Origin of the sequence: Thermoleptolyngbya sp. PKUAC-SCTB121, assembly GCF_016919485.1 — a bacterium.
In the GTDB taxonomy this organism is placed as follows: Bacteria; Cyanobacteriota; Cyanobacteriia; order Elainellales; family Elainellaceae; genus Thermoleptolyngbya; species Thermoleptolyngbya sichuanensis.
Map to the genome: position 1 here is coordinate 4,415,500 of NZ_CP070366.1, position 18,178 is coordinate 4,433,677.

The 18,178-nt window shown below is 55.7% G+C and carries 15 protein-coding genes; 6 read left to right on the plus strand and 9 right to left on the minus strand.

The window, feature by feature from the left end:
* Positions 1–151 precede the first annotated feature (151 nt).
* The 3 genes from JTM80_RS18110 to JTM80_RS18120 all read right to left on the minus strand — a co-directional run bounded on the left by JTM80_RS18110 (position 152) and on the right by JTM80_RS18120 (position 3,415).
* The gene (locus JTM80_RS18110; protein ID WP_205370000.1) at positions 152–2,308 is read right to left on the minus strand and encodes a mechanosensitive ion channel family protein; all 2,157 of its coding nucleotides are present in this window, start codon (positions 2,306–2,308) and stop codon (positions 152–154) included.
* Between the two features lie 31 nt (positions 2,309–2,339).
* On the minus strand, positions 2,340–2,921 hold the full coding sequence (locus tag JTM80_RS18115; RefSeq protein WP_172357452.1) for an FKBP-type peptidyl-prolyl cis-trans isomerase: 582 nt from the start codon (positions 2,919–2,921) through the stop codon (positions 2,340–2,342).
* 170 nt (positions 2,922–3,091) lie between these two features.
* Entirely contained in the window at positions 3,092–3,415 is a 324-nt protein-coding gene (locus tag JTM80_RS18120) for a phasin family protein (protein WP_172357450.1), read from the minus strand.
* A gap of 693 nt (positions 3,416–4,108) precedes the next feature.
* On the opposite strand from JTM80_RS18120, the gene JTM80_RS18125 reads away from it, so the two are divergent.
* Positions 4,109–4,429, plus strand: coding sequence for a TIGR03792 family protein (locus JTM80_RS18125; RefSeq protein WP_172357448.1), 321 nt, complete (start codon positions 4,109–4,111; stop codon positions 4,427–4,429).
* Positions 4,430–4,467: 38 nt separating this feature from the next.
* Positions 4,468–4,821 (plus strand): zinc ribbon domain-containing protein, encoded by a 354-nt coding sequence (locus JTM80_RS18130; RefSeq protein ID WP_172357446.1) that lies wholly within the window; start codon positions 4,468–4,470, stop codon positions 4,819–4,821.
* A gap of 72 nt (positions 4,822–4,893) precedes the next feature.
* On the opposite strand, the gene JTM80_RS18135 is transcribed toward JTM80_RS18130, so the two are convergent.
* Positions 4,894–5,445 (minus strand): hypothetical protein, encoded by a 552-nt coding sequence (locus tag JTM80_RS18135; RefSeq protein WP_225906676.1) that lies wholly within the window; start codon positions 5,443–5,445, stop codon positions 4,894–4,896.
* Between the two features lie 346 nt (positions 5,446–5,791).
* On the opposite strand from JTM80_RS18135, the gene cobW reads away from it, so the two are divergent.
* Positions 5,792–6,847: a cobalamin biosynthesis protein CobW gene (cobW, locus tag JTM80_RS18140; protein ID WP_205370002.1), complete on the plus strand. Its 1,056-nt coding sequence runs from the start codon at positions 5,792–5,794 to the stop codon at positions 6,845–6,847.
* A gap of 124 nt (positions 6,848–6,971) precedes the next feature.
* On the opposite strand, the gene JTM80_RS18145 is transcribed toward cobW, so the two are convergent.
* Positions 6,972–7,874 carry a calcium-binding protein gene (locus JTM80_RS18145; protein ID WP_172357442.1) on the minus strand — a complete coding sequence of 301 codons (903 nt, stop codon included), beginning with the start codon at positions 7,872–7,874 and terminating at the stop codon, positions 6,972–6,974.
* 580 nt (positions 7,875–8,454) lie between these two features.
* Positions 8,455–8,736 (minus strand): hypothetical protein, encoded by a 282-nt coding sequence (locus tag JTM80_RS18150; protein ID WP_172357440.1) that lies wholly within the window; start codon positions 8,734–8,736, stop codon positions 8,455–8,457.
* Between the two features lie 582 nt (positions 8,737–9,318).
* Between JTM80_RS18150 and ppk1 the strand changes: the two genes are divergently transcribed.
* On the plus strand, positions 9,319–11,475 hold the full coding sequence (gene ppk1 / locus JTM80_RS18155) for a polyphosphate kinase 1 (protein WP_172357438.1): 2,157 nt from the start codon (positions 9,319–9,321) through the stop codon (positions 11,473–11,475).
* 27 nt (positions 11,476–11,502) lie between these two features.
* Here ppk1 and JTM80_RS18160 read toward each other — a convergent pair whose 3' ends face one another.
* Positions 11,503–12,573 (minus strand): Mrp/NBP35 family ATP-binding protein, encoded by a 1,071-nt coding sequence (locus tag JTM80_RS18160; protein ID WP_172357436.1) that lies wholly within the window; start codon positions 12,571–12,573, stop codon positions 11,503–11,505.
* Between the two features lie 449 nt (positions 12,574–13,022).
* On the opposite strand from JTM80_RS18160, the gene JTM80_RS18165 reads away from it, so the two are divergent.
* The gene (locus tag JTM80_RS18165) at positions 13,023–14,114 is read left to right on the plus strand and encodes a cysteine peptidase family C39 domain-containing protein (protein WP_205370005.1); all 1,092 of its coding nucleotides are present in this window, start codon (positions 13,023–13,025) and stop codon (positions 14,112–14,114) included.
* A gap of 52 nt (positions 14,115–14,166) precedes the next feature.
* Here the strand turns inward: JTM80_RS18165 and JTM80_RS18170 are convergent, their stop codons facing one another.
* The gene (locus JTM80_RS18170) at positions 14,167–15,174 is read right to left on the minus strand and encodes a sodium:calcium antiporter (RefSeq protein ID WP_172357434.1); all 1,008 of its coding nucleotides are present in this window, start codon (positions 15,172–15,174) and stop codon (positions 14,167–14,169) included.
* Between the two features lie 141 nt (positions 15,175–15,315).
* Positions 15,316–15,645, minus strand: a complete 330-nt coding sequence (locus JTM80_RS18175; RefSeq protein WP_205370007.1) for an FHA domain-containing protein — start codon at positions 15,643–15,645, stop codon at positions 15,316–15,318.
* 1,573 nt (positions 15,646–17,218) lie between these two features.
* Here JTM80_RS18175 and JTM80_RS18180 point away from each other — a divergent pair.
* Positions 17,219–18,031, plus strand: a complete 813-nt coding sequence (locus JTM80_RS18180) for a carbon-nitrogen hydrolase family protein (protein WP_172357430.1) — start codon at positions 17,219–17,221, stop codon at positions 18,029–18,031.
* Positions 18,032–18,178: the final 147 nt, after the last annotated feature.

An 18,178-nucleotide genomic window follows, 5' to 3' on the forward strand; every position in this document is an offset into this window, starting at 1 on the left:
GCTGAGTTGCTTTGAGCTTAATGTTCCCACCAAAGGCTGGAACTAACGAGGGCGATCGCCCTCTGGTTGTAGAGATTTGTGAAGGGCGACGTTGCGACTGGCTCTGGGCAAATGGGTTGGGCGATCGCCCTTCTGCCTGATTTGGTGCAGATCAGAAGGAAGGCTTAGCACTGCTGCGTGTACCGTCCTCCCGCGCTCCAGGCTTGTCACCAGGCTCGGCACCAGGCTCATCAAAAAGGTGGTTAGGTAACTCCTCATGGGCGTGGGGGCTGCGGAATAGCTGCTGTGGCATCCCAATGTCGATGCCGTTTTTTTCGAAGGCGATTCGCACCCGCAGGCGAAACTCGCGCCCCACCGCGAACTGCTGCATCGGCTGCGTATCTAGCCACACGCGAATTGAAATCCCTTCATGGGACAGCGTTTCTACGCCCAACACCTGCGGCGGGTTATAAAACTTATCGCGCCACTGTGGGTCGTCGTACAGGCCCTGCGCCACGTCACGAATGACCGACAGCACATGCTCGATATTGCTGTCGTAGGCGACCGTGATGATCAAATCCACCCGCGACCACAGGCGCGTTTGGTTCTCAACCCGATCGACCATGCTGTTGGGAATCGTGATCAGCCGCCCATCGCTGTTGCGGAGTTGCGTCACGCGCAGGTTCATGTTTTCCACTAGTCCGGTGGAGTTGCCAATGGTGACGACATCGCCAATGGCGTACTGATCTTCGGAAATAATCAAAAACCCGTTGACCAAATCGCGAATCAGGTTTTGCGAGGCCAGCGATGCCGCGAAGGCTAGCACTGCACCAAAGGTCAGCACCGACCCCACAGGCAGCCCCAGTACGCTAAGTGCCCAGCCCAACCCCATCAGGTACACCAAAAAGGTCTTCAGCCCCTTCATGGCAGTGACGATGGTGGAAATGCGGAGCGATCGCCGCTGGGCTTCTTCCGGGGTGAACAGGTCATTTTCTTGCCAGGCGTTGGAGAGTCCGTTGATCAGCGCGTCGCCCAGCCGATTGAGCAGACCCACCAAAAACCAGATCAGCAGCAGGCTGAGGGGCTTGAGCCAGATGGATTCCGTCAGAGTGTACGTGCCGGGAAAGCGCGACACGATTAGCACGATGCCACCCAGCCAGATCAGGATTTGTCCCCAAAAGGCAAGCCATTGCAGAAAGGAAACGGCACTGAGTCGCCGATCGAGGGTGAAGATGCGGCGGAGGGCATCGAGCCAGGAGGGAGAGTATGGGGGAGCAGCAGGGGGGGTGGGGGTGTTCAGGGCTTGGGGCGATTCCTGCCGGGATTGTTTTGTGAATCGCGCTGGGGGACTGCTGTCGGTTAGGGCACTGCCAACGGAGCTAGATGAGCTTCCGCTGTCTACCTGGCTGTCTAACGTGGTGTAGCGCGGGGACAGGAGTTCTGCGTCGGCAGTGGGCGGTGTGGAGTTGGGTGCAGCCAGCGGATCATCCCTGAGATTGACCGCCGCTGCGTAGGTGACATCGGCCCGCATGGCGGTTCTGGCGGCTTTGCGGCGGGCTTGCAAGCGATCGCGGCGACGTTTCAGCCAGCGCTGCACCAGCCACAGCAGAAAACTAGTGCCGATCATGGCCAGGGCGATTGCTTGGGCAATCAGGGTTTGGCGCTGAATCGCCGCAGGCTGGCGAATTTCAATGGCCTGGGTCAGTTCCCGCTGCAAAATCTGCTGCCATTCTTCCGCCAGTTGCGGCACGCTGCGGCGGTGAAACTGGGCATCGAGCGGCGTGACGGTCAGCAGCGGCTGGGGCAGAGAGTTGGCATCGCGCACCGTCAGCACGGTTCCGTCGCGCAGGGAATCTGCCTCGACTCGCAGCGTATTGGGGTCGAGGGTTGGGGTTTGAAAGAGCCATGCCATGCCTGCGCCGCCCCGTTCGGTCGGATTGCTGGCCAGCACCCATCTCAGGTTGGACTGAATCGTGGCAATGCGGTCTTCGACGGGCACCCGGTCGCCCGGATTGCGGCGATCGCGCACTGTCAGCCCCGTGACTGCAAACAAAGGCTTGCCTTCAAACCGCACCATGCCCCATTCCAAATTTCCCACGCGCTCTATTGCATCCGGCGGGCGAGTGGGGTCAGCAGCCGTAGAAGTGGTGGGAAGGGGAACCTGGGCCATGGCGGGCGCAAAACTGCTGGGGGCGATCGCCAGCATCAGGCTAAGCCAACCCACCACACAGCACAAAGCTGGCCGCCGCAAGCTGCGCCGAGCGAACCAAAATTGGCGATCGCGCTGGGTCAGATATCGCCGCATGGATTGCCACACGAATTGCTGCATGGGCCAGAGTCGCCGACAAATCAGCGCAACCTCAGCCGCCGATCCGCAGCAGTTCTACATCAAAGACCAGCGTGGCATTGGGGGGAATCACGCCGCCCGCGCCCCGTGCGCCATAGCCCAGTTCCGGCGGAATAATCAGTTGGCGACGGCCGCCGACGCGCATCGTGCTTAGCCCTTCGTCCCAACCGCGAATCACCTGACCCATCCCCAGCCGGAACGAAAAGGGCTGGTTGCGATCGCGCGAACTGTCGAACTTGGTGCCGTCTTCCAGCGTGCCTGTATAGTGGACGATGACGGTTTGTCCAGCCTGGGGCTGTGCGCCCATCCCCTCGACCAGATCCACATACTTCAAGCCCGATTCGGTCGTCACCACCGCCGCATCGTCTCCCAAAGGTGCGCTCACAGAACCTTCTCCTGGGTTGATAAGATCAGCCGCCCCCGCTTCAGCCAGCAGCACGGTGTCCGACTTCACAATGCCAGACCTTGCTGCGGCAGGGGCAGACGGCTGGGCAGAGTCGGCGATCGCCGCTTGCCGCGACCCGGTGAACTGCGCCACCAGCAGCACCACACAGCACAGCACCATTACCCCAAAGCTAATCAAAATCTCTCGCATAGAACCCTCCCGCAGCAGGATTACCAAGTCAGCCACTCCCCAGTGTATACCGATTGCGGATCGGGCGACTGCGGATATGGCGATCGCGGCGGGGTGATTGCGCTAGGAGGTTGGAATCGGGCTTCCAAGATTCAGAGCGAGGTCAGAACGCCGATATTGCCAAAACTTCACTATCGCCAGAGCTTGTTTTCCAGGTCGCGCACCTGCCGCTCCAGCCGATCCAGCCGTCCGCGCAGCTCGTCCATTTCGTTTTGTCGGGGCACACCGAGATCCTGCAAGACCTGCCGCATCTGCCGCTGCATCTGTGCTTCAAAATTTCCCTGCTCCGACTTCAGCTGCTGCATCAGGTCGTTCATCAGCCCGTTGACCTGATCAGGGTTAAGACGACCTTCGCGTACCCACTCGTCGCCGACTTCCTTCAGCTTCTCGGCAACCAGAGAGGTAGTGCCAATGCCGAGCATGAGCAATTGTTGGATCAGGTTGTTATTGTCCATAGTTTTTAAGGGTTACAACGCAGAGACTTCGTAGAGATTTCGCAGAGATTTCAAAACCAGCAGCAAACCCAGACGCGCAACAGAACTCTATGCAACGGCAGAAAGCTGGCGACGGCAAAAAAGCTGGCCAATCATCCTGCTCTATTCTGTCAAACTTGCTCTGGCGTTCGGGTGAGGTTAGCCTCCCCAATCTTGCAGGAATACCGTCCGTGGCGCAGGCTTCATAACAGGACTTTATGATAAACACCCTGTAGACACTCTGCGGACATCTTGCAGACCCCCGAAGCTTATCCTGGCACGCCTTTGCCTTAAATCTGCCTTAAACCTGCCTTAAGAGCTAATTTATGAAGCAAATCTTAAGAAGCCTGAAACTCTTGGCATGTGTGGCTTTGAGGTCATGTTTGCCCAGGAAAAGCGGTTTCTCGGAAATCCTTGATTAACAAGGCTTTCAGGCTCCTTTACAAATTAGCTCTAAATTGGTTCACAACAGCCTCAAAGTAACGATTCACCTCAAACAAACGCACCCCTTCAAAATTCATTCATTCAGAATTCATTCATTCAGAAGAGTCTCTAGACCCATAATTTCGCTAGGTTAGTTGCAGGCAAAAGCAGCTTAACTGGGTCTGTCTGGAACTAGGCCATCCAGACAATATCCCCGGTCAATCAAAAATGATGAAATTTGAAGGTGACAGCGTGGTTATTGAATGGTTGCGGTTTGATGTGTCGCCTGAAGCGCGGGAGCGGTTTGTACAGCAGGATGCCGAAATTTGGACAACGGCATTATCGGAATATGGCGGCTTTTTGGGAAAGGAGGTCTGGATCAGCCCTGAGAATCCGCGGGAAGTGATTACGGTGGTTCACTGGGAAAGCTTTGATCAGTGGTATTCCATTCCCGAAGCTCGGCTGGCAGCGGTAGAAGCTCGTTTTAGCGAAGCGATGGGCCAGGGCACCTATCAATTGCTAGAGTCAAAGGCATACCAAGTGCGAAAGTTTGCCCGCGTACCCGCATGTTAAAGCGTCTGCTGACCCTAATACCTGCTTGCTAAGCTGCCATGCCAGAGTGTCCCAAATGCCGCCAGCCTGTCGAGACGACGGCGATCGCCTGTCCCCATTGCCGCACGACGCTGAAGGCGTTTGGGCATCCGGGGGTGCCGCTCTATCGGGCGGAGGGCGAGGCAGCGCTGTGCGACACCTGCGTGTACCACCACGACGATTCCTGCAACTATCCCCAGCGGCCCCATGCGCGGGAGTGTACGCTTTATACAAACCAACTGCGGCCGCTGACCAGCTCTGTCTATCGTCCCAGCGCCAGCAGTTTGGTAAAAAGCTGGCTTCAGCAACATTTGGCGTGGGTCATCCTGGGAGCGATTTTGCTGATCAGCGTGCTGCTGGCGCTGCGCGGCTAATCAAGCGGTTTATGGGGCTAATCGAGCGGTTTATGCGGCTAATCAAGCGATATTACAGCGATTTTATGTGGATCAGGGCGTAATCACAATCTCGCCTACCATGCCCGCTTCGGCGTGTCCTGCAATCACACAGCGCAGGTCATAAGTGCCCGGTCGCTGCGGCACAAACACCCACTCTGCAACGGCTCCGGGCTTTAGCTCTAGCTCGTGAATTGCGCCTTTGATTTCGACATTCCCGGCCTCCACCTTCTGCGTCCACACGCTGTCGGCAAAGTCTTTGGCGGTGAAATAGTGCTTCTGGGAACTGGGATTATCGAGAACGAGCTTGTATTTTCGTCCGGCGGTAAATTCCAGATGATCGGGCACAAACTTTAGCGCCTCTGATGCATCGCCCAGTTGAACCTGCACTTCGCTGACCAGACCCACATTCGCCGGACTGGCGATCGCCCTCGCTTGCGGCGTTAGCACCCCCAGCCACAGCACCCCGCCCAACAGCACACTCAGCAGCCCGCTCAGCAACCCACTCAGCGCGATTCGCAAAGCGCTCTCTGCAGGAATTGCCCCCACCCCCTGCCAGACTGACCTTTTGCCCCAGTTTTGTTCTCCAAACGATTTGCCAGCCATTCCAAAACTCTCCTTCACAGCGCGATACTCCCTACTTTATTCACAGCCGGCCCCATTTCTCAAATCTCATTTCTCAAGCAAATCTGCATTTGCTGCGGAATCGTATCGCAAGCGGGTAAGATATTTGGGCTTCTATTCATTCTCCTGCGGGGCGCTATCTCCTGCGGGGCGCTATCTCCTGCGGGGCGCTATCTCCTGCGGGGCGCTATCTCCTGCGGGGCGCTATACGTGGAAGATCCGCACACCCCGCAAACACCAGACTGGCAATCCAAAATCCAAACTCCAAAATCCAAAACCACCAAGCATGGCCCGTCTGGCGCTGGCTCTAATAATTCAAATTTTCACTATGGCAGCAAAAATCCCCGTCACAATCATCACCGGATTTCTCGGCAGCGGCAAGACCACGCTGATTCGCCACCTGCTGCAAAATAACCAGGGGCGGCGCATTGCCGTGCTGGTAAACGAGTTTGGCGAATTGGGCATCGACGGCGACTTGCTGCGCGACTGCCAAGTGTGCGATGAGGAGCCAGGGCAGGTCGCAGACGAGTCCAGCGCAAATATCGTCGAGCTAACCAACGGCTGCCTCTGCTGCACCGTGCAGGAAGAGTTTTTGCCGACGATGCAGGAGTTGCTAAAGCGGCGCGATCGCCTCGACCACATTTTGATTGAAACCTCAGGACTGGCGCTGCCCAAGCCGCTGGTGCAGGCGTTTCGCTGGCCCGAAATTCGCAATGCGGCGACGGTGGACGGCGTGGTGACGGTGGTGGACTGCGAAGCCGTTTTGACCGGGGCGCTGGCCCATGACCCAGAAGCCGTCGCAGCCCAGCGGCAAGCAGACCCCAGCTTGGATCATGAAACGCCGCTGGAGGAACTGTTTGAAGACCAACTTGCCTGCGCCGATCTGGTGGTGCTGAATAAGACCGATCTGGTAACGGCAGACGCAGTGAACCAGGTGGTTGACCGGGTGCAGACGGAGCTACCCCGCGCCGTGAAGCTGGTGCAGAGCGATCGCGGTCAGTTGCCTGCCGACCTGCTGCTGGGCTTCAACGCAGCGGTGGAAGACAACCTGGAAGCCCGTCCCAGCCACCACGACCACGAAGAAGACCACGACCATGACGACGAAATCGACTCCACCCACGTCATTTTGAACCGCGAGTTTGACCCAGACACATTGCGGCGATCGCTCGAAGCGCTAGTGCAGTCCCAAGAAATCTACCGCATTAAGGGCTTTGTGGCCGTGCCCCAAAAGCCGATGCGGATGGTGGTACAGGGCGTGGGCAGTCGCTTCGAGCAGTTCTACGATCGCTCTTGGCGACCAGACGAAGCGCGGCAAACGCGGCTGGTGTTTATCGGACGGGCAGTGGATGCGGGGGCGATCGCCCAGCAGCTTGCAGCGATTTAGGGGATTTTGGATTAGCGACTTTTGGATTGTGGATTGACGATTTTGGGATTTTGGATTGCTCAGTTCAGCGCTTTGCGAGGCTGCGGCGCTTGGTGTGTGCGCTATGACCCAAGCAGGTTGGTCGTTAGACAAAATCGCTCAGGCTGAGGTTTCGCACATCTACGCCCGTCAGCACTGCCAGCACGTCGGGGCCATAGCGAATCACCGCGTCTGCCCCCCGCTGACGCAGCCTCAGGCTTTCTATTGCCACATCGCCCAGCACGGTTAGCGCATCGCTGCCGCTGCGATAGTCGGTAATTGTGGCAAACCCTCTGCCCACTGCGAGCGCAAACAGGTCTGAGCCTCTGCCGCCCGTCAGCAGTGACCTGCCTAGCCCGCCAAACAGCACGTCGTTGCCTGCGCCGCCCAGCAGGATGTCGTTGCCATTGCCGCCCAGCAAGATGTCTGCGCCGCCCAGCCCCAGCAGGCGATCGCCCCCGCCAAGTCCGCTCAGAATATTGCTGGCGATGCTGCCCCGGAGCAGATCCGCTGCGCGATCGCCCAAGTCTAGCTGAGCAAGCCCGGTCGAAAAGTCGTCGAACACATCGCTGGCGATCGCCCGCACGCGCTTTGCCAGTTCGCCCCAGTCACTCGTGTCAATAGAGTCGTTAAACAAATCTTCTAAGTCTACTGAGCCAAGGAGTTGATCCAAATCTTTGACCAGCCGATTCAGGCTGATGTCTCCTAGCACGTCCTTCAGCAGCGCATCAAAGTTAACGTCGGACAAGTCCACGCCGCCAAACAAATCGTCGATATTCCCAACCAGTTTGGTAAAGTTGAAATCTTTGGAAAAGGTGTCGAGCGCGCTTTCTATGCCACTCCGCAGATCGTCTGTCCAATCTTCGAGCGAGATATTGCCAAACACGTCGCCCAGATTAATGTCAGACAAGTCCAGATCCTGAAGAAAATCAGCAACGCTTTTTGCCAGGTCACTTTCCAGCAATCGGTTGACGAGTTGATTGGCAGCGCGGTTTAGTCGAATAGCCATAGCCTGTCTAAGGGGAAAAAGTAGCTTTGGATTTCAGATGTCAAATATTCAGACCAGAGTGAATTACGTGGATTGCATGAATCGTGGATTGCATGAATCGCAACGCATTCAGCGCCGCCCGATGTCTAACCAAAGTCCTTGAACAGGGAAACCTGACGGATTCAGTCAGAAAAGGTTTCAGTTAGATTCGGTCGGATCTGCCAAACAAGTCTGAGAGGGTGTTTGAAAAGGTATCGCCTGTAATGTTAAGCACTCAGAGATCCCCCCTAGCCCCCCTTAAAAAGGGGGGAAACCGCCTTAAAGTCCCCCTTTTTAAGGGGGATTTAGGGGGATCTTGCACGCTTTGCTACAAACAGTAGGACTTTTCAAACATCCTCTGAGCAATCTCTAGTCAAAGTTCAACCCAAAAGTGCATCCGTTGGCGTGCATAACATAACACAAAAATCGTGCCCGACCCAATTCGTCAGACGCGATTTCACTTAAATCTAACCTTAGACAGATTCTAGACAAATTGAACGCAAACGTGCGATTGCCAGAAATCCATTCGCCGTGATTTATCGGTGAACAAACTCCGATCGGTTTAGTTCTCGATCGCGGAGTAACACCGGGTCTTTCCCTCAATCCAGCGCAGCGCTTCTATTTCTGAGAAGAAACTTTCTGTGCGTCCAATCATGGGATCATAGACGTGCCAAACCTGTTCGCCATTGCGTAGCTGCTGAATGGAAACTTTGATTTCGTCTTGTACCAGTAGAGTGCGGGCGATCGCCCAAAACGTGTTGCTAAATAACGCGGCAAAGCCGTAATTTCTGCGTATCGAGAGAGTGGCTTGGAGGGATTCTGAAGAGAGAGTTTTAGCGTTCATTGACTTGCTCCAAATGCTATGCGAATTACTTGCGGAATCACGATGCATAACCTAAGTACAGATGCAGATCGTTGCGTGTGGCAAAAGCCCAAAAATGGCTAGCTAATTGCTTTATCTCGTTGCTCTGTCTCGTTGTTCTATCTTGTTGCTCTATTTCGCTGGTTGCTTTATGGAACCTAGAATAGGCGATCGCCCAAGGGCTGTCGTTACAGAAAAGTTCAGGAGTTTAGCCCACCCACGTCTGAAAAGTTAAGGAAATCTTCCAAATAGCCGAAGCACAGCCAAAATGCAGGACACAACAAAACGGCAGTCAAGTTTTAATCAAGTGTTAATCACCTTGGCAATGGGCTAAATCCCCGACTCACAAGGCATTTGAAACATAGCCCGTAATAGCCCGTTCGAAAAATTTTTAGAAAAATTTGCTGGCTGCAAAACCCGACAAAACGCAGCCCAGGATTCAGAGCAGAAGCGATGTGGCCTGCAATACTAAGCCCTGTTTGTATACTCTTCTTGACACAAAAACAGTTTGATTTTGATACAGATTTTGTCTATCCAAGCTGCTAGAACTGGCTGGTAAACCCTATGACAAACGTTAAAGAATCTGCCCCTGCCGCGAAGTCTGCCGTTAACCTGAACGACCCGCAATACTACATCAACCGTGAGCTAAGCTGGCTGGAGTTTAATCGGCGGGTGCTGCACGAGGCGCTAGACGAGCGCACGCCGCTGCTGGAGCGCCTGAAGTTTCTGGCAATTTTTAGCTCCAACCTGGACGAGTTTTTTATGGTGCGGGTGGCAATCGTGAAAGACCAGCTTGAGGCAGGGATCACGACGCTAACGCCAGACGGGCGCACCCCCCAACAGCAGCTTGAGGAAATTAGCCAAACCCTGCGGCCTATGGTGGAAGAGCAGCATCGCTATTTCGAGAAGGTTTTGCGCCCCGCACTGAAAGAGCATGGCGTATTTCTCTTGGATCACATTGACTTGAGCCAGGAGCAGCGGAACTACGTGCGAGATCATTTTGAAAAGCGGATTTTTCCGGTCCTGACCCCGCTGGCGGTTGATCCGGGGCATCCGTTTCCACGCATGTCGAACCTCAGCCTCAGCTTGGCAGTGATAGTCAAGGATCAGCAGACGGGCGAAGAGCATTTTGCGCGGGTCAAGGTGCCCAGCAGCCTGCCCCGCTTTCTAAAGCTGCCTGCAGAACCTGGCCAAGAGGGCAGCAAAAAGGCAGTCTGGGTTGGCATTCCAGTAGAGCAGGTCATCGCGCATAACCTGGAAATGCTGTTTCCCGGCATGGCGATTCAGGAGTATTCTCTCTTCCGGCTGACCCGCGATACAGAAGTGGAACTGCGCGAAGAAGTGGCGGAGGATCTGCTGCAAGCGATTCAAGACATGGTGAAAAAGCGGCGAATGGCAGAAGCGCCTGTGCGACTAGAGATTCAGTCTAATGCGTCGCAGTTGGTGAAAGATACGTTGATAGATGAGCTAGAGCTACAACCCCACGAAGTGTACGAGATCGACGGGCTGCTCAACCTGAAGGATTTGTTTGCGCTGACGGGGGTGCCGCTGCCTGCGCTCAAGGATGCGCCTTTTTCGCCGATGCCGCCGCGTCAATTGCGGTTTACGGGGGATCTGCTGCCTGCCAATGCTGAGCGAGAAGACATTTTCTCCATTATTCGCCGTCACGATGTGCTGGTGCATCATCCCTACGAGTCTTTCAGCGGATCGGTGGAGCAATTTATTGCCCAGGCGGCCCGCGACCCCCAGGTTCAGGCGATCAAGATGACGCTGTATCGCACATCGGGCGATTCGCCGATTGTGAAGTCGCTGATCGAGGCGGCGGAAAACGGCAAGCAGGTCGCAGCGCTGGTAGAGCTAAAGGCGCGGTTTGACGAAGAGAATAATATCAACTGGGCGATGCAGCTTGAGCAGTCGGGCATCCATGTGGTCTATGGTCTGGTGGGGCTAAAGACTCATACCAAGGTGGTGCTGGTGGTGCGTCAGGAAGGGGACGAGCTTCGCCGCTATGTCCACATTGGCACGGGCAACTACAATTCCAAGACGGCCAAGCTCTACACCGACCTGGGCCTGCTGAGCTGCCGCGAGGAACTGGGTGCGGATTTGAGCGATTTGTTTAATTACCTGACGGGCTATTCACGGCAGCACTCCTACCGCAAGATTTTGGTGTCGCCTGTGAATATGCGCGATCGCATGACGGCGCTGATCCAGCGCGAAATTGAACACGCCAAGGCCGGCAAGCCCGCAAAGATCATTGCCAAGATGAACTCTCTGGTCGATCCGGGCATGATTGCCAAACTGTACGAAGCGTCGCAAGCTGGGGTGGAAATCGACCTGATTGTGCGGGGGATTTGCTGCCTGAAGCCGGGAATTCCCAACGTCAGCGAAAGCATTCGGGTGATTAGCGTCATTGGGCGCTATCTAGAACACTCGCGCATTTTCAACTTCCACAACGACGGCAACGAAGAATACTACATCGGCAGCGCCGACTGGATGCCGCGTAACCTTGATCGCCGCGTGGAAGCTGTCGCCCCCGTCGAAGACCCTGCGCTGAAAAAACTGCTGCGGGAGATTCTCGACACGACGCTGAGTGATAACCGTCAGGCATGGGAGCTTCAGCCAGACGGCAACTATACACAGCGCCGGCCGAAGGAAGGTGAACCCGTGCGTAGCTCTCAGGAGATCTTTATGCAGCGGGCAATCGAGCAGAGCAAGCCCTAGAAGTGCCTTTTCAGCCCCCTTGAACCCTTAGCTCAATGCTGCAACAGACACGCGGGCTGCCATTTGCTGGGCGATCGCCCTCAGTGCCCCGGCCGAAGCCGAGTCGGGGTATTCCACCACAATCGGAATGCCGCGATCGCCCCCCTGCCGCAGCGAAATCTCCAGCGGCACACGGCCCAACAGCGGCAGTTCCAGTTCTTTTGCTGTTTTTTCGCCGCCGCCAGAACCAAAAATATCGTACTGGCGATCGGGCAGGTCGGGCGGGATGAAGTAGCTCATATTTTCCACGATGCCCAGCACGGGAACTTGAAGCTGCTGAAACATCCGCAGGCCGCGCCGCGCATCTTGCAGCGCCACCGTTTGCGGCGTAGTTACAATCACCGCGCCCGCCATCGGCACGGCTTGGGCCAGCGTCAGTTGCGCGTCGCCCGTGCCGGGGGGCATGTCTACCAGCAGATAGTCCAACTCGCCCCACTGCACCTGATAGAGGAATTGGCGGATGATGCCGTTTAGCATTGGCCCGCGCCAGATCACAGGCTGATCCGGGTCGATCAAAAAGCCCATCGACACCAGCTTTACGCCGTAGTTAAATACAGGTTCCAGGATTTCGCCCTGGGGCCCCGGCTGCACCTTCACCTCTGCCTGTGTCAGTCCCAGCATCGTCGGCGTGTTGGGCCCATAGATATCGGCATCCAGCAGCCCCACCTTTGCGCCCGCCTGGGCCAGCGCCACGGCCGCATTCACGGTGACGGTGCTTTTGCCGACACCGCCTTTGCCGCTGGAAACGGCAATGATATTTTTGACACCGTCGATACCGGTTCGGTCTGGCAGGGCCTTTTGCTGGGGCGTTTCGGCCGTCACGTCCACCATCACCGACTGAACACCGGGCAGCGTTTTCACGGCTCGCTCACAGTCTTCCACAATGAACTGGCGCAGCGGGCAGGCGGGCGTTGTTAGCACCAGCGTAAACCGCACCTCACCCTCTGCCACAGTGACGTTGCGGATCATGTTTAGCTCCACCAGGCTTTTGCGTAGCTCTGGGTCTTGGACAGGGCGCAATACCTCCAGAACGGCATTGGCATCGAGGGTATTTAGCATTCGAGATACAGTTTAGGAATCCTTAATGAGATCTTACCGTTAGCCGCACCCCAGGCTCATGGGCGATCGCCCTCGGTATCCTTGAGAAACCGTAGGGAAATCATCAGATCTATCGCAAGGTCTATCGCATCCAGTCACGCTGACCGGAGGGGCGATCGCCCTTCTCGCGTTTCAGAAATCGCCCCTCTGACATTTCAGAAATTGAGGGAGACAAGCGCCGAAAAATGGGCGAAAAAGTTTTCCGAAATGGCGATCGCCCACCAAACTGGGCACTCTGAAGCTAAAGCGGCAAGCTGACTGTAAACGCTCACTGAGTCGATCTCGCCCCCGATCTCGCCCCTGATCCCTCCCCCGATCCCTCCCCCGATCTCGCCCCCGAATCTCGCTGCCCGATTTTCCGCTGAGTCTCGCTGTGAACCTCCGGTCAACCTCTACCTGCGCTGTTGCTCATGTCTTTGGGAATTGCTAGCACTATTCTGCTCGGCGGGCTTGCCTTTTGGTGGGGCATTCGGTTTGGGCGGCTGCTGTTGCGAAAGGGAGCAACCGCAAACGACCTGTTTAAGGGAAAAACCTCCGTATCGCTGGCTTTCTTAGGAATTTACATTGCTCTACTGCTGCTGGCGCTGTATATTCCTCAGTGGCAATGGCTGCCGCTGGCGTGGCGCGTATCGGGAATGCAGGTGTCTTGGGCGGCGATGCGGATTATCCTGCTGGGTATCTGCGGTGTGGCGTTTGTGGTGAGCTGGCACACGCGCCGTTTGCAGGTGATTGCGGTCGTGCTGATTGGGCTGATTGGGCTGGGAAGCTTTACAGCGGCCGAGGCCTATCTGCTGGCTCCGATCTATTCCACGCTGGATGATAACTTGCGCCCCAATGGCGTGTTTCAGCAAACCTCCACCAGCAGTTGTGCGCCTGCTGCGATGGCCACGGTGCTGCGCCGCTGGGGGCTAGAGGAAACCGAATCGAGCGTGGCAAAGCTGGCAGGCACCAGCCGCCTGGGAACCTCCATGCCGCAGTTGATTACCGCCGCGCACCAGCTCAAGATGGACGGGCTGGAGATCACGGGCGCAACCTGGGAGCAGATGCAGCGCGTCAATCGTCCGGGCGTGCTGGCAAGCTGGCTTTTTAATCGGGGTGGTCGGCGATCGCCCCACGCGATTGCGCTGCTGTCCCTCAGCGATGACACTGCTACCATTGCTGACCCTGCTTGGGGGCGGATCTATCGCCTCAATCGCCAGCAGTTTCAGCGGATCTGGCGACGAGAATACGTCCCGTTCTTTCGCCCAGAGGAGGTGGTGCTGTCTGCGGCGCAAGTGCGGGACTACCTGACGCGCCTAGGCTACCTGAACCCTAGCAGCGCGATCGCTAACGATACCATCGACCATGCCACCAACCATGCCACCATTAACGCGGCGCTTCGCCGATTTCAGCAGTCCGCTGGCCTCAGCGTCACTGGAACCCTAGATGCCAAAACGGCGCTGATGTTAAGCGGGCCGTTTTTGACAGAAGGGCCAAGTTTGAAGGATGAGATTCAAGGGTGAGATTCAAGAGTGAGCAGGGTGCTTGCTTTCAGGCCCCCTTGCTTCCGCTGCCTTACCCTCGATAGATCGCATACATCCCACCAACATAGAGCAGCAAAATCGCCACACCGTCCCAGGTCAGGTGAAGGCGCGATCGCTGACTGGCTCGATAGATCAGCCCCACCAAGGCGATCGCCGTCATCATGATGGCAATGACGGTGGCGAAAGCATGAATCAGATGGTTGATTTCGCTAAACAAACTGCCGCGTAAATAAGCCACGGCGTAAATGCCTAGAATCGCCAAATTGAACAGGTTAGAGCCAAAAATATTGGACACCGCTAGGTCAGCGGCATTCAGGCGAATCGCCGTCAGCGACGACACGACTTCGGGCAAGGAGGTGGCCGCCGCCAGCAGCAGCGCCCCAACAAAGCTTTCCCCTAGCCCCGTAACCACAGCCACGCGATCGCCCAGGGCGGCCAGCCAGATGCCCAGCACCACAATGGCGATCGCCAGCAGCCCAAAAGTGCTATACGCTCGCCGCTGCGAAATATGACCATACTGCAAGGCTCCGGCTTCCTCCTCTAGCAGTTGGGTGCGGCGGCGCAGTTCAAACTGAGCAATCAACCGGGCACTCACGGCATATAGCAGCAGCAGCAACACACTCGGCAGCGCAACCCACCCCAGCGTCAGATCCACGCCCCGCTCCGCCAGCAAAATACCCGCCGCTGCCATGCCCAGCATGACGCAGCCCAGTCCCGCCGATAGCCCATGACTCACCTGCACCTGTCGCAGCAGCGGTTCTGGCCCCGTAAAAATGTCCACAATCACCAAAATCAGCAGGTTAAACAGGCAGCTTCCCAGCACGCCGCCCACCGCCAGATCGGGGACTTGAAACAGCGCCACTGCGCTGATGCCGCTGGCCAGTTCTGGCAGCGAGGTCGCCCCTGCCAACAAGATTGCGCCGACCCAACTGCGCCCTAGCCCGGTCTCTTCTGCCAGCACATCGGCACTCTGCGACAGCCGCGCCCCCACCCACACCACCAAGCTAACGCAGAGAATGACCTGGAGAAAGAGCAGCATAGCAAGTCGGGCAAAACGAACAAAAAAGGCGCTCTTTTCGGCGCTTACGCCCAACTGTAGCAAGGATTCGCCCCTGTGCCTTTAGAAAACTAGAAGCGAAAACTTACAGCCAGAACTTAGAAGTGGAACTGGAAGCTAGAACTAGAAGCGGGTAATGTCCTGAAAGGCGGATGGGGCTGTGGCTGTGCTAGAGACAAAGAACTCAATATCTAAGGTGCCCAGCCGCACAATGTCGCCATCTTGGAGCGGGATGCGCTGCATTGGGGGGACGCGACGACGGTTAACCCAGGTGCCGTTGCTGCTGTTGAGGTCGGAAATGTAAAGCCCTTCGTCGGGGTGATAGCCAATCACCGCATGGCAGCGAGAGACGGACGGGTTATCGAGGGCGATCGCACAGGTGGAACTGCGACCCAGCGACCAGACCGTACCTGACTCGGTAGACCTCGACGGGGTATGCAGCAGGTTTGTCATCAAAATCGTCTTGCGACCATTTTGAAGCGCCTGTATGAAAAATTGGCTAACCTGGCATCTCGATTGGGTGGATTCCAGCATCGCTTCAACAGAACAGGTGTCCTCGAAACTGGTTCCATAGTCTGCCAACAGCGAATCTTTAAGATGAGGACTAGATTCTCCGACAGGTGGCAGGGGGTCTGCTGTGGTGTCGTGAAGTTTTAGATCTAGCATGACTTCCAGGTTTGTGTCGGGTGGGCAACTGAGCGAACGCAAGCGTAAAAAAGGGCTTGATATACCGAAGAGACTGGTTAAATTTCTTGAGTCAGGCTGTAGCAAGTACCTCTCGCCACAACTAAACACAGACGAATCAAATACAGACAAGCTAAGCGCTGCCGGAAGGTTAATACTGGGCTGCAAAATTCTACCGGGTCAACCTTCCAGATACCTTGACTAAATACCTTGACTAGAGACACTTCGGACTCGTAAAACCTGTTGTTGAGCCTAACGCTCTGGTTAATCCTTTGACTCCTCAACCGACCTCACACTATGAACTTAGTATGAAGCAGCGGCTAATACTGTAGCCAGTTTGCCGAACCTTTGACCGCCCGCCCAAAAAGCTTGCGATCAAGCGCTGCACACTAAGATACTGCATTGGGGGGACAAGTTGAGAAGGGGTTTCATCAAGGTTGACGAACAGGGTTGAATCTTGCCGTTCACCGCTGATGGGGGGGAAACTGTGAACTCAGATGCAAACTCAGAATTTACACGCAAGTATGACTCGGCAGATAGCTAAAAAATCTCTTGCGAAAAATTTCTGAAATTCCCTCAAACGCAACATTCAAAAATATAGTGAAAGGCTCGTAAAAACTGCACGCCTAAGGCCAGCACCCCGGCTGATGACTTCGACTCCAAGTGCGATCGCCCTGAACAAAACCAGAGTTGGTTCTGAAAGGCAGCGAGATGTGTCGATGTCGAGAAGACCAGTGAAGCAATCAAACAGAGTGAGTAGGCTCTATTGCTTAGACATTAAATGGTCATAAGAGAGCATTCGACAACAGGCTGATGAATGAAGTTCATAGAAGATTCATCTAGTTATGTATCAAGAACATCTATTTGAAAATTTGGTGAAGATTCAGCGCCCGATAGAGTGTAAATTGACACGCTACATCCGTAGAAGCCGCTGACCCCTTTGTGAAGCAGATGGTGAAGCGCGGGCTATAAGAAATCTTTCGACTACACGTTCGACCACATAAGTCCCAAAGGAATCGGGAAAGAATAGGGCTAAAATTAGGCACGATACTTACTACGCCCGTTTCTAAACCCTTTGATGCGCCATGTACCTTGATCTCAGGTCAGTGAGATGTGCAAGAGAGACGTTCTCCGCATGTGGCAGCACCAAACTGGGCGATGCCCGCAGGGATCGCTTCGCGAATCGCTATCCCGCTCAGGGCGCGTCGTTTGTCGTTTTAGGGGAGGTTTGGGTCAGGTGTAGGCGGGTCGCAAAGTCCTCTCGCAGCGCGATCGCCCGCCATGATGAGAAGGACGAATATTTTGGGCTGAATGGGAGTATGGTTTTCAATCGCAAGGAATCATGAGGTCTTATCTAGCGGCAGCAGTGCAAATGAATAGCGTGCCAGATCTGGATAAAAATCTGGCTCAGGCAGAAGATTTAATCGATTTGGCGGTGCGTCAGGGTGCGGAACTGATTGGGCTGCCAGAGAATTTTTCATTTTTGGGCGATGAAGACGCGAAGCTAGCCCAGGCAGAGGCGATCGCCCAGGGCAGCGAAAAATTTCTAAAAACCATGGCCCAGCGCTATCAGGTGACGCTGTTGGGGGGTGGCTTCCCGGTTCCCACGGGCACAGGCAAAGTCTACAACACCGCCCTGCTGGTAGACCCCAGCGGCAGCGAACTGGCCCGCTATGAAAAGGTACATCTGTTTGACGTGAACCTGCCAGACGGCAACACCTACCAGGAATCGAGCATTGTCCTAGCCGGAACGCAACTGCCCCCGATCTACCCCTCCAAAGACTTCGGCAATCTGGGGCTATCGGTCTGCTATGACGTGCGCTTTCCTGAACTCTATCGTCACCTGGCGCAGATGGGGGCGGAGGTGCTGTTTGTGCCCGCGGCCTTTACCGCTTATACGGGCAAAGATCACTGGCAGGTTTTGCTCCAGGCGCGGGCGATCGAAAACACCTGCTACGTGATTGCGCCCGCTCAAACGGGCAAACACAATGCGCGGCGACAGTCCCACGGACACGCGGCGATTATCGACCCATGGGGTCTGATTTTGGCAGAAGTAGAAGAGAAACCTGGCGTGGCGATCGCCTCCATTGAACCCTCTCGGCTAGCGCAAGTGCGGCGGCAGATGCCGTCTTTGCAGCACCGGGTGTTTATCTAAGGTAGAAAGCGATTTGCGGCTAATGTGCCAGGCCACTTCTAGCGCCACTGCTATCGAACTTCTTTATGTTTGTTGATGGAAAAATCCAGGGTTTAGTTCTACTAATTGCCCGTTTCTACAACTTTTATCGAAGCCTAGGATGCTTGT

Coding starts and splice junctions, on each gene's coding strand:
- JTM80_RS18110 (WP_205370000.1), bottom strand. CDS start 2,308: ATGCAGCAATTCGTGTGGCAATCCATGCGGCGATATCTGACCCAGCGC.
- JTM80_RS18115 (WP_172357452.1), bottom strand. CDS start 2,921: ATGCGAGAGATTTTGATTAGCTTTGGGGTAATGGTGCTGTGCTGTGTG.
- JTM80_RS18120 (WP_172357450.1), bottom strand. CDS start 3,415: ATGGACAATAACAACCTGATCCAACAATTGCTCATGCTCGGCATTGGC.
- JTM80_RS18130 (WP_172357446.1), top strand. CDS start 4,468: ATGCCAGAGTGTCCCAAATGCCGCCAGCCTGTCGAGACGACGGCGATC.
- JTM80_RS18135 (WP_225906676.1), bottom strand. CDS start 5,445: ATGGCTGGCAAATCGTTTGGAGAACAAAACTGGGGCAAAAGGTCAGTC.
- cobW (WP_205370002.1), top strand. CDS start 5,792: ATGGCAGCAAAAATCCCCGTCACAATCATCACCGGATTTCTCGGCAGC.
- JTM80_RS18145 (WP_172357442.1), bottom strand. CDS start 7,874: ATGGCTATTCGACTAAACCGCGCTGCCAATCAACTCGTCAACCGATTG.
- JTM80_RS18150 (WP_172357440.1), bottom strand. CDS start 8,736: ATGAACGCTAAAACTCTCTCTTCAGAATCCCTCCAAGCCACTCTCTCG.
- ppk1 (WP_172357438.1), top strand. CDS start 9,319: ATGACAAACGTTAAAGAATCTGCCCCTGCCGCGAAGTCTGCCGTTAAC.
- JTM80_RS18160 (WP_172357436.1), bottom strand. CDS start 12,573: ATGCTAAATACCCTCGATGCCAATGCCGTTCTGGAGGTATTGCGCCCT.
- JTM80_RS18165 (WP_205370005.1), top strand. CDS start 13,023: ATGTCTTTGGGAATTGCTAGCACTATTCTGCTCGGCGGGCTTGCCTTT.
- JTM80_RS18170 (WP_172357434.1), bottom strand. CDS start 15,174: ATGCTGCTCTTTCTCCAGGTCATTCTCTGCGTTAGCTTGGTGGTGTGG.
- JTM80_RS18175 (WP_205370007.1), bottom strand. CDS start 15,645: ATGACAAACCTGCTGCATACCCCGTCGAGGTCTACCGAGTCAGGTACG.
- JTM80_RS18180 (WP_172357430.1), top strand. CDS start 17,219: ATGAGGTCTTATCTAGCGGCAGCAGTGCAAATGAATAGCGTGCCAGAT.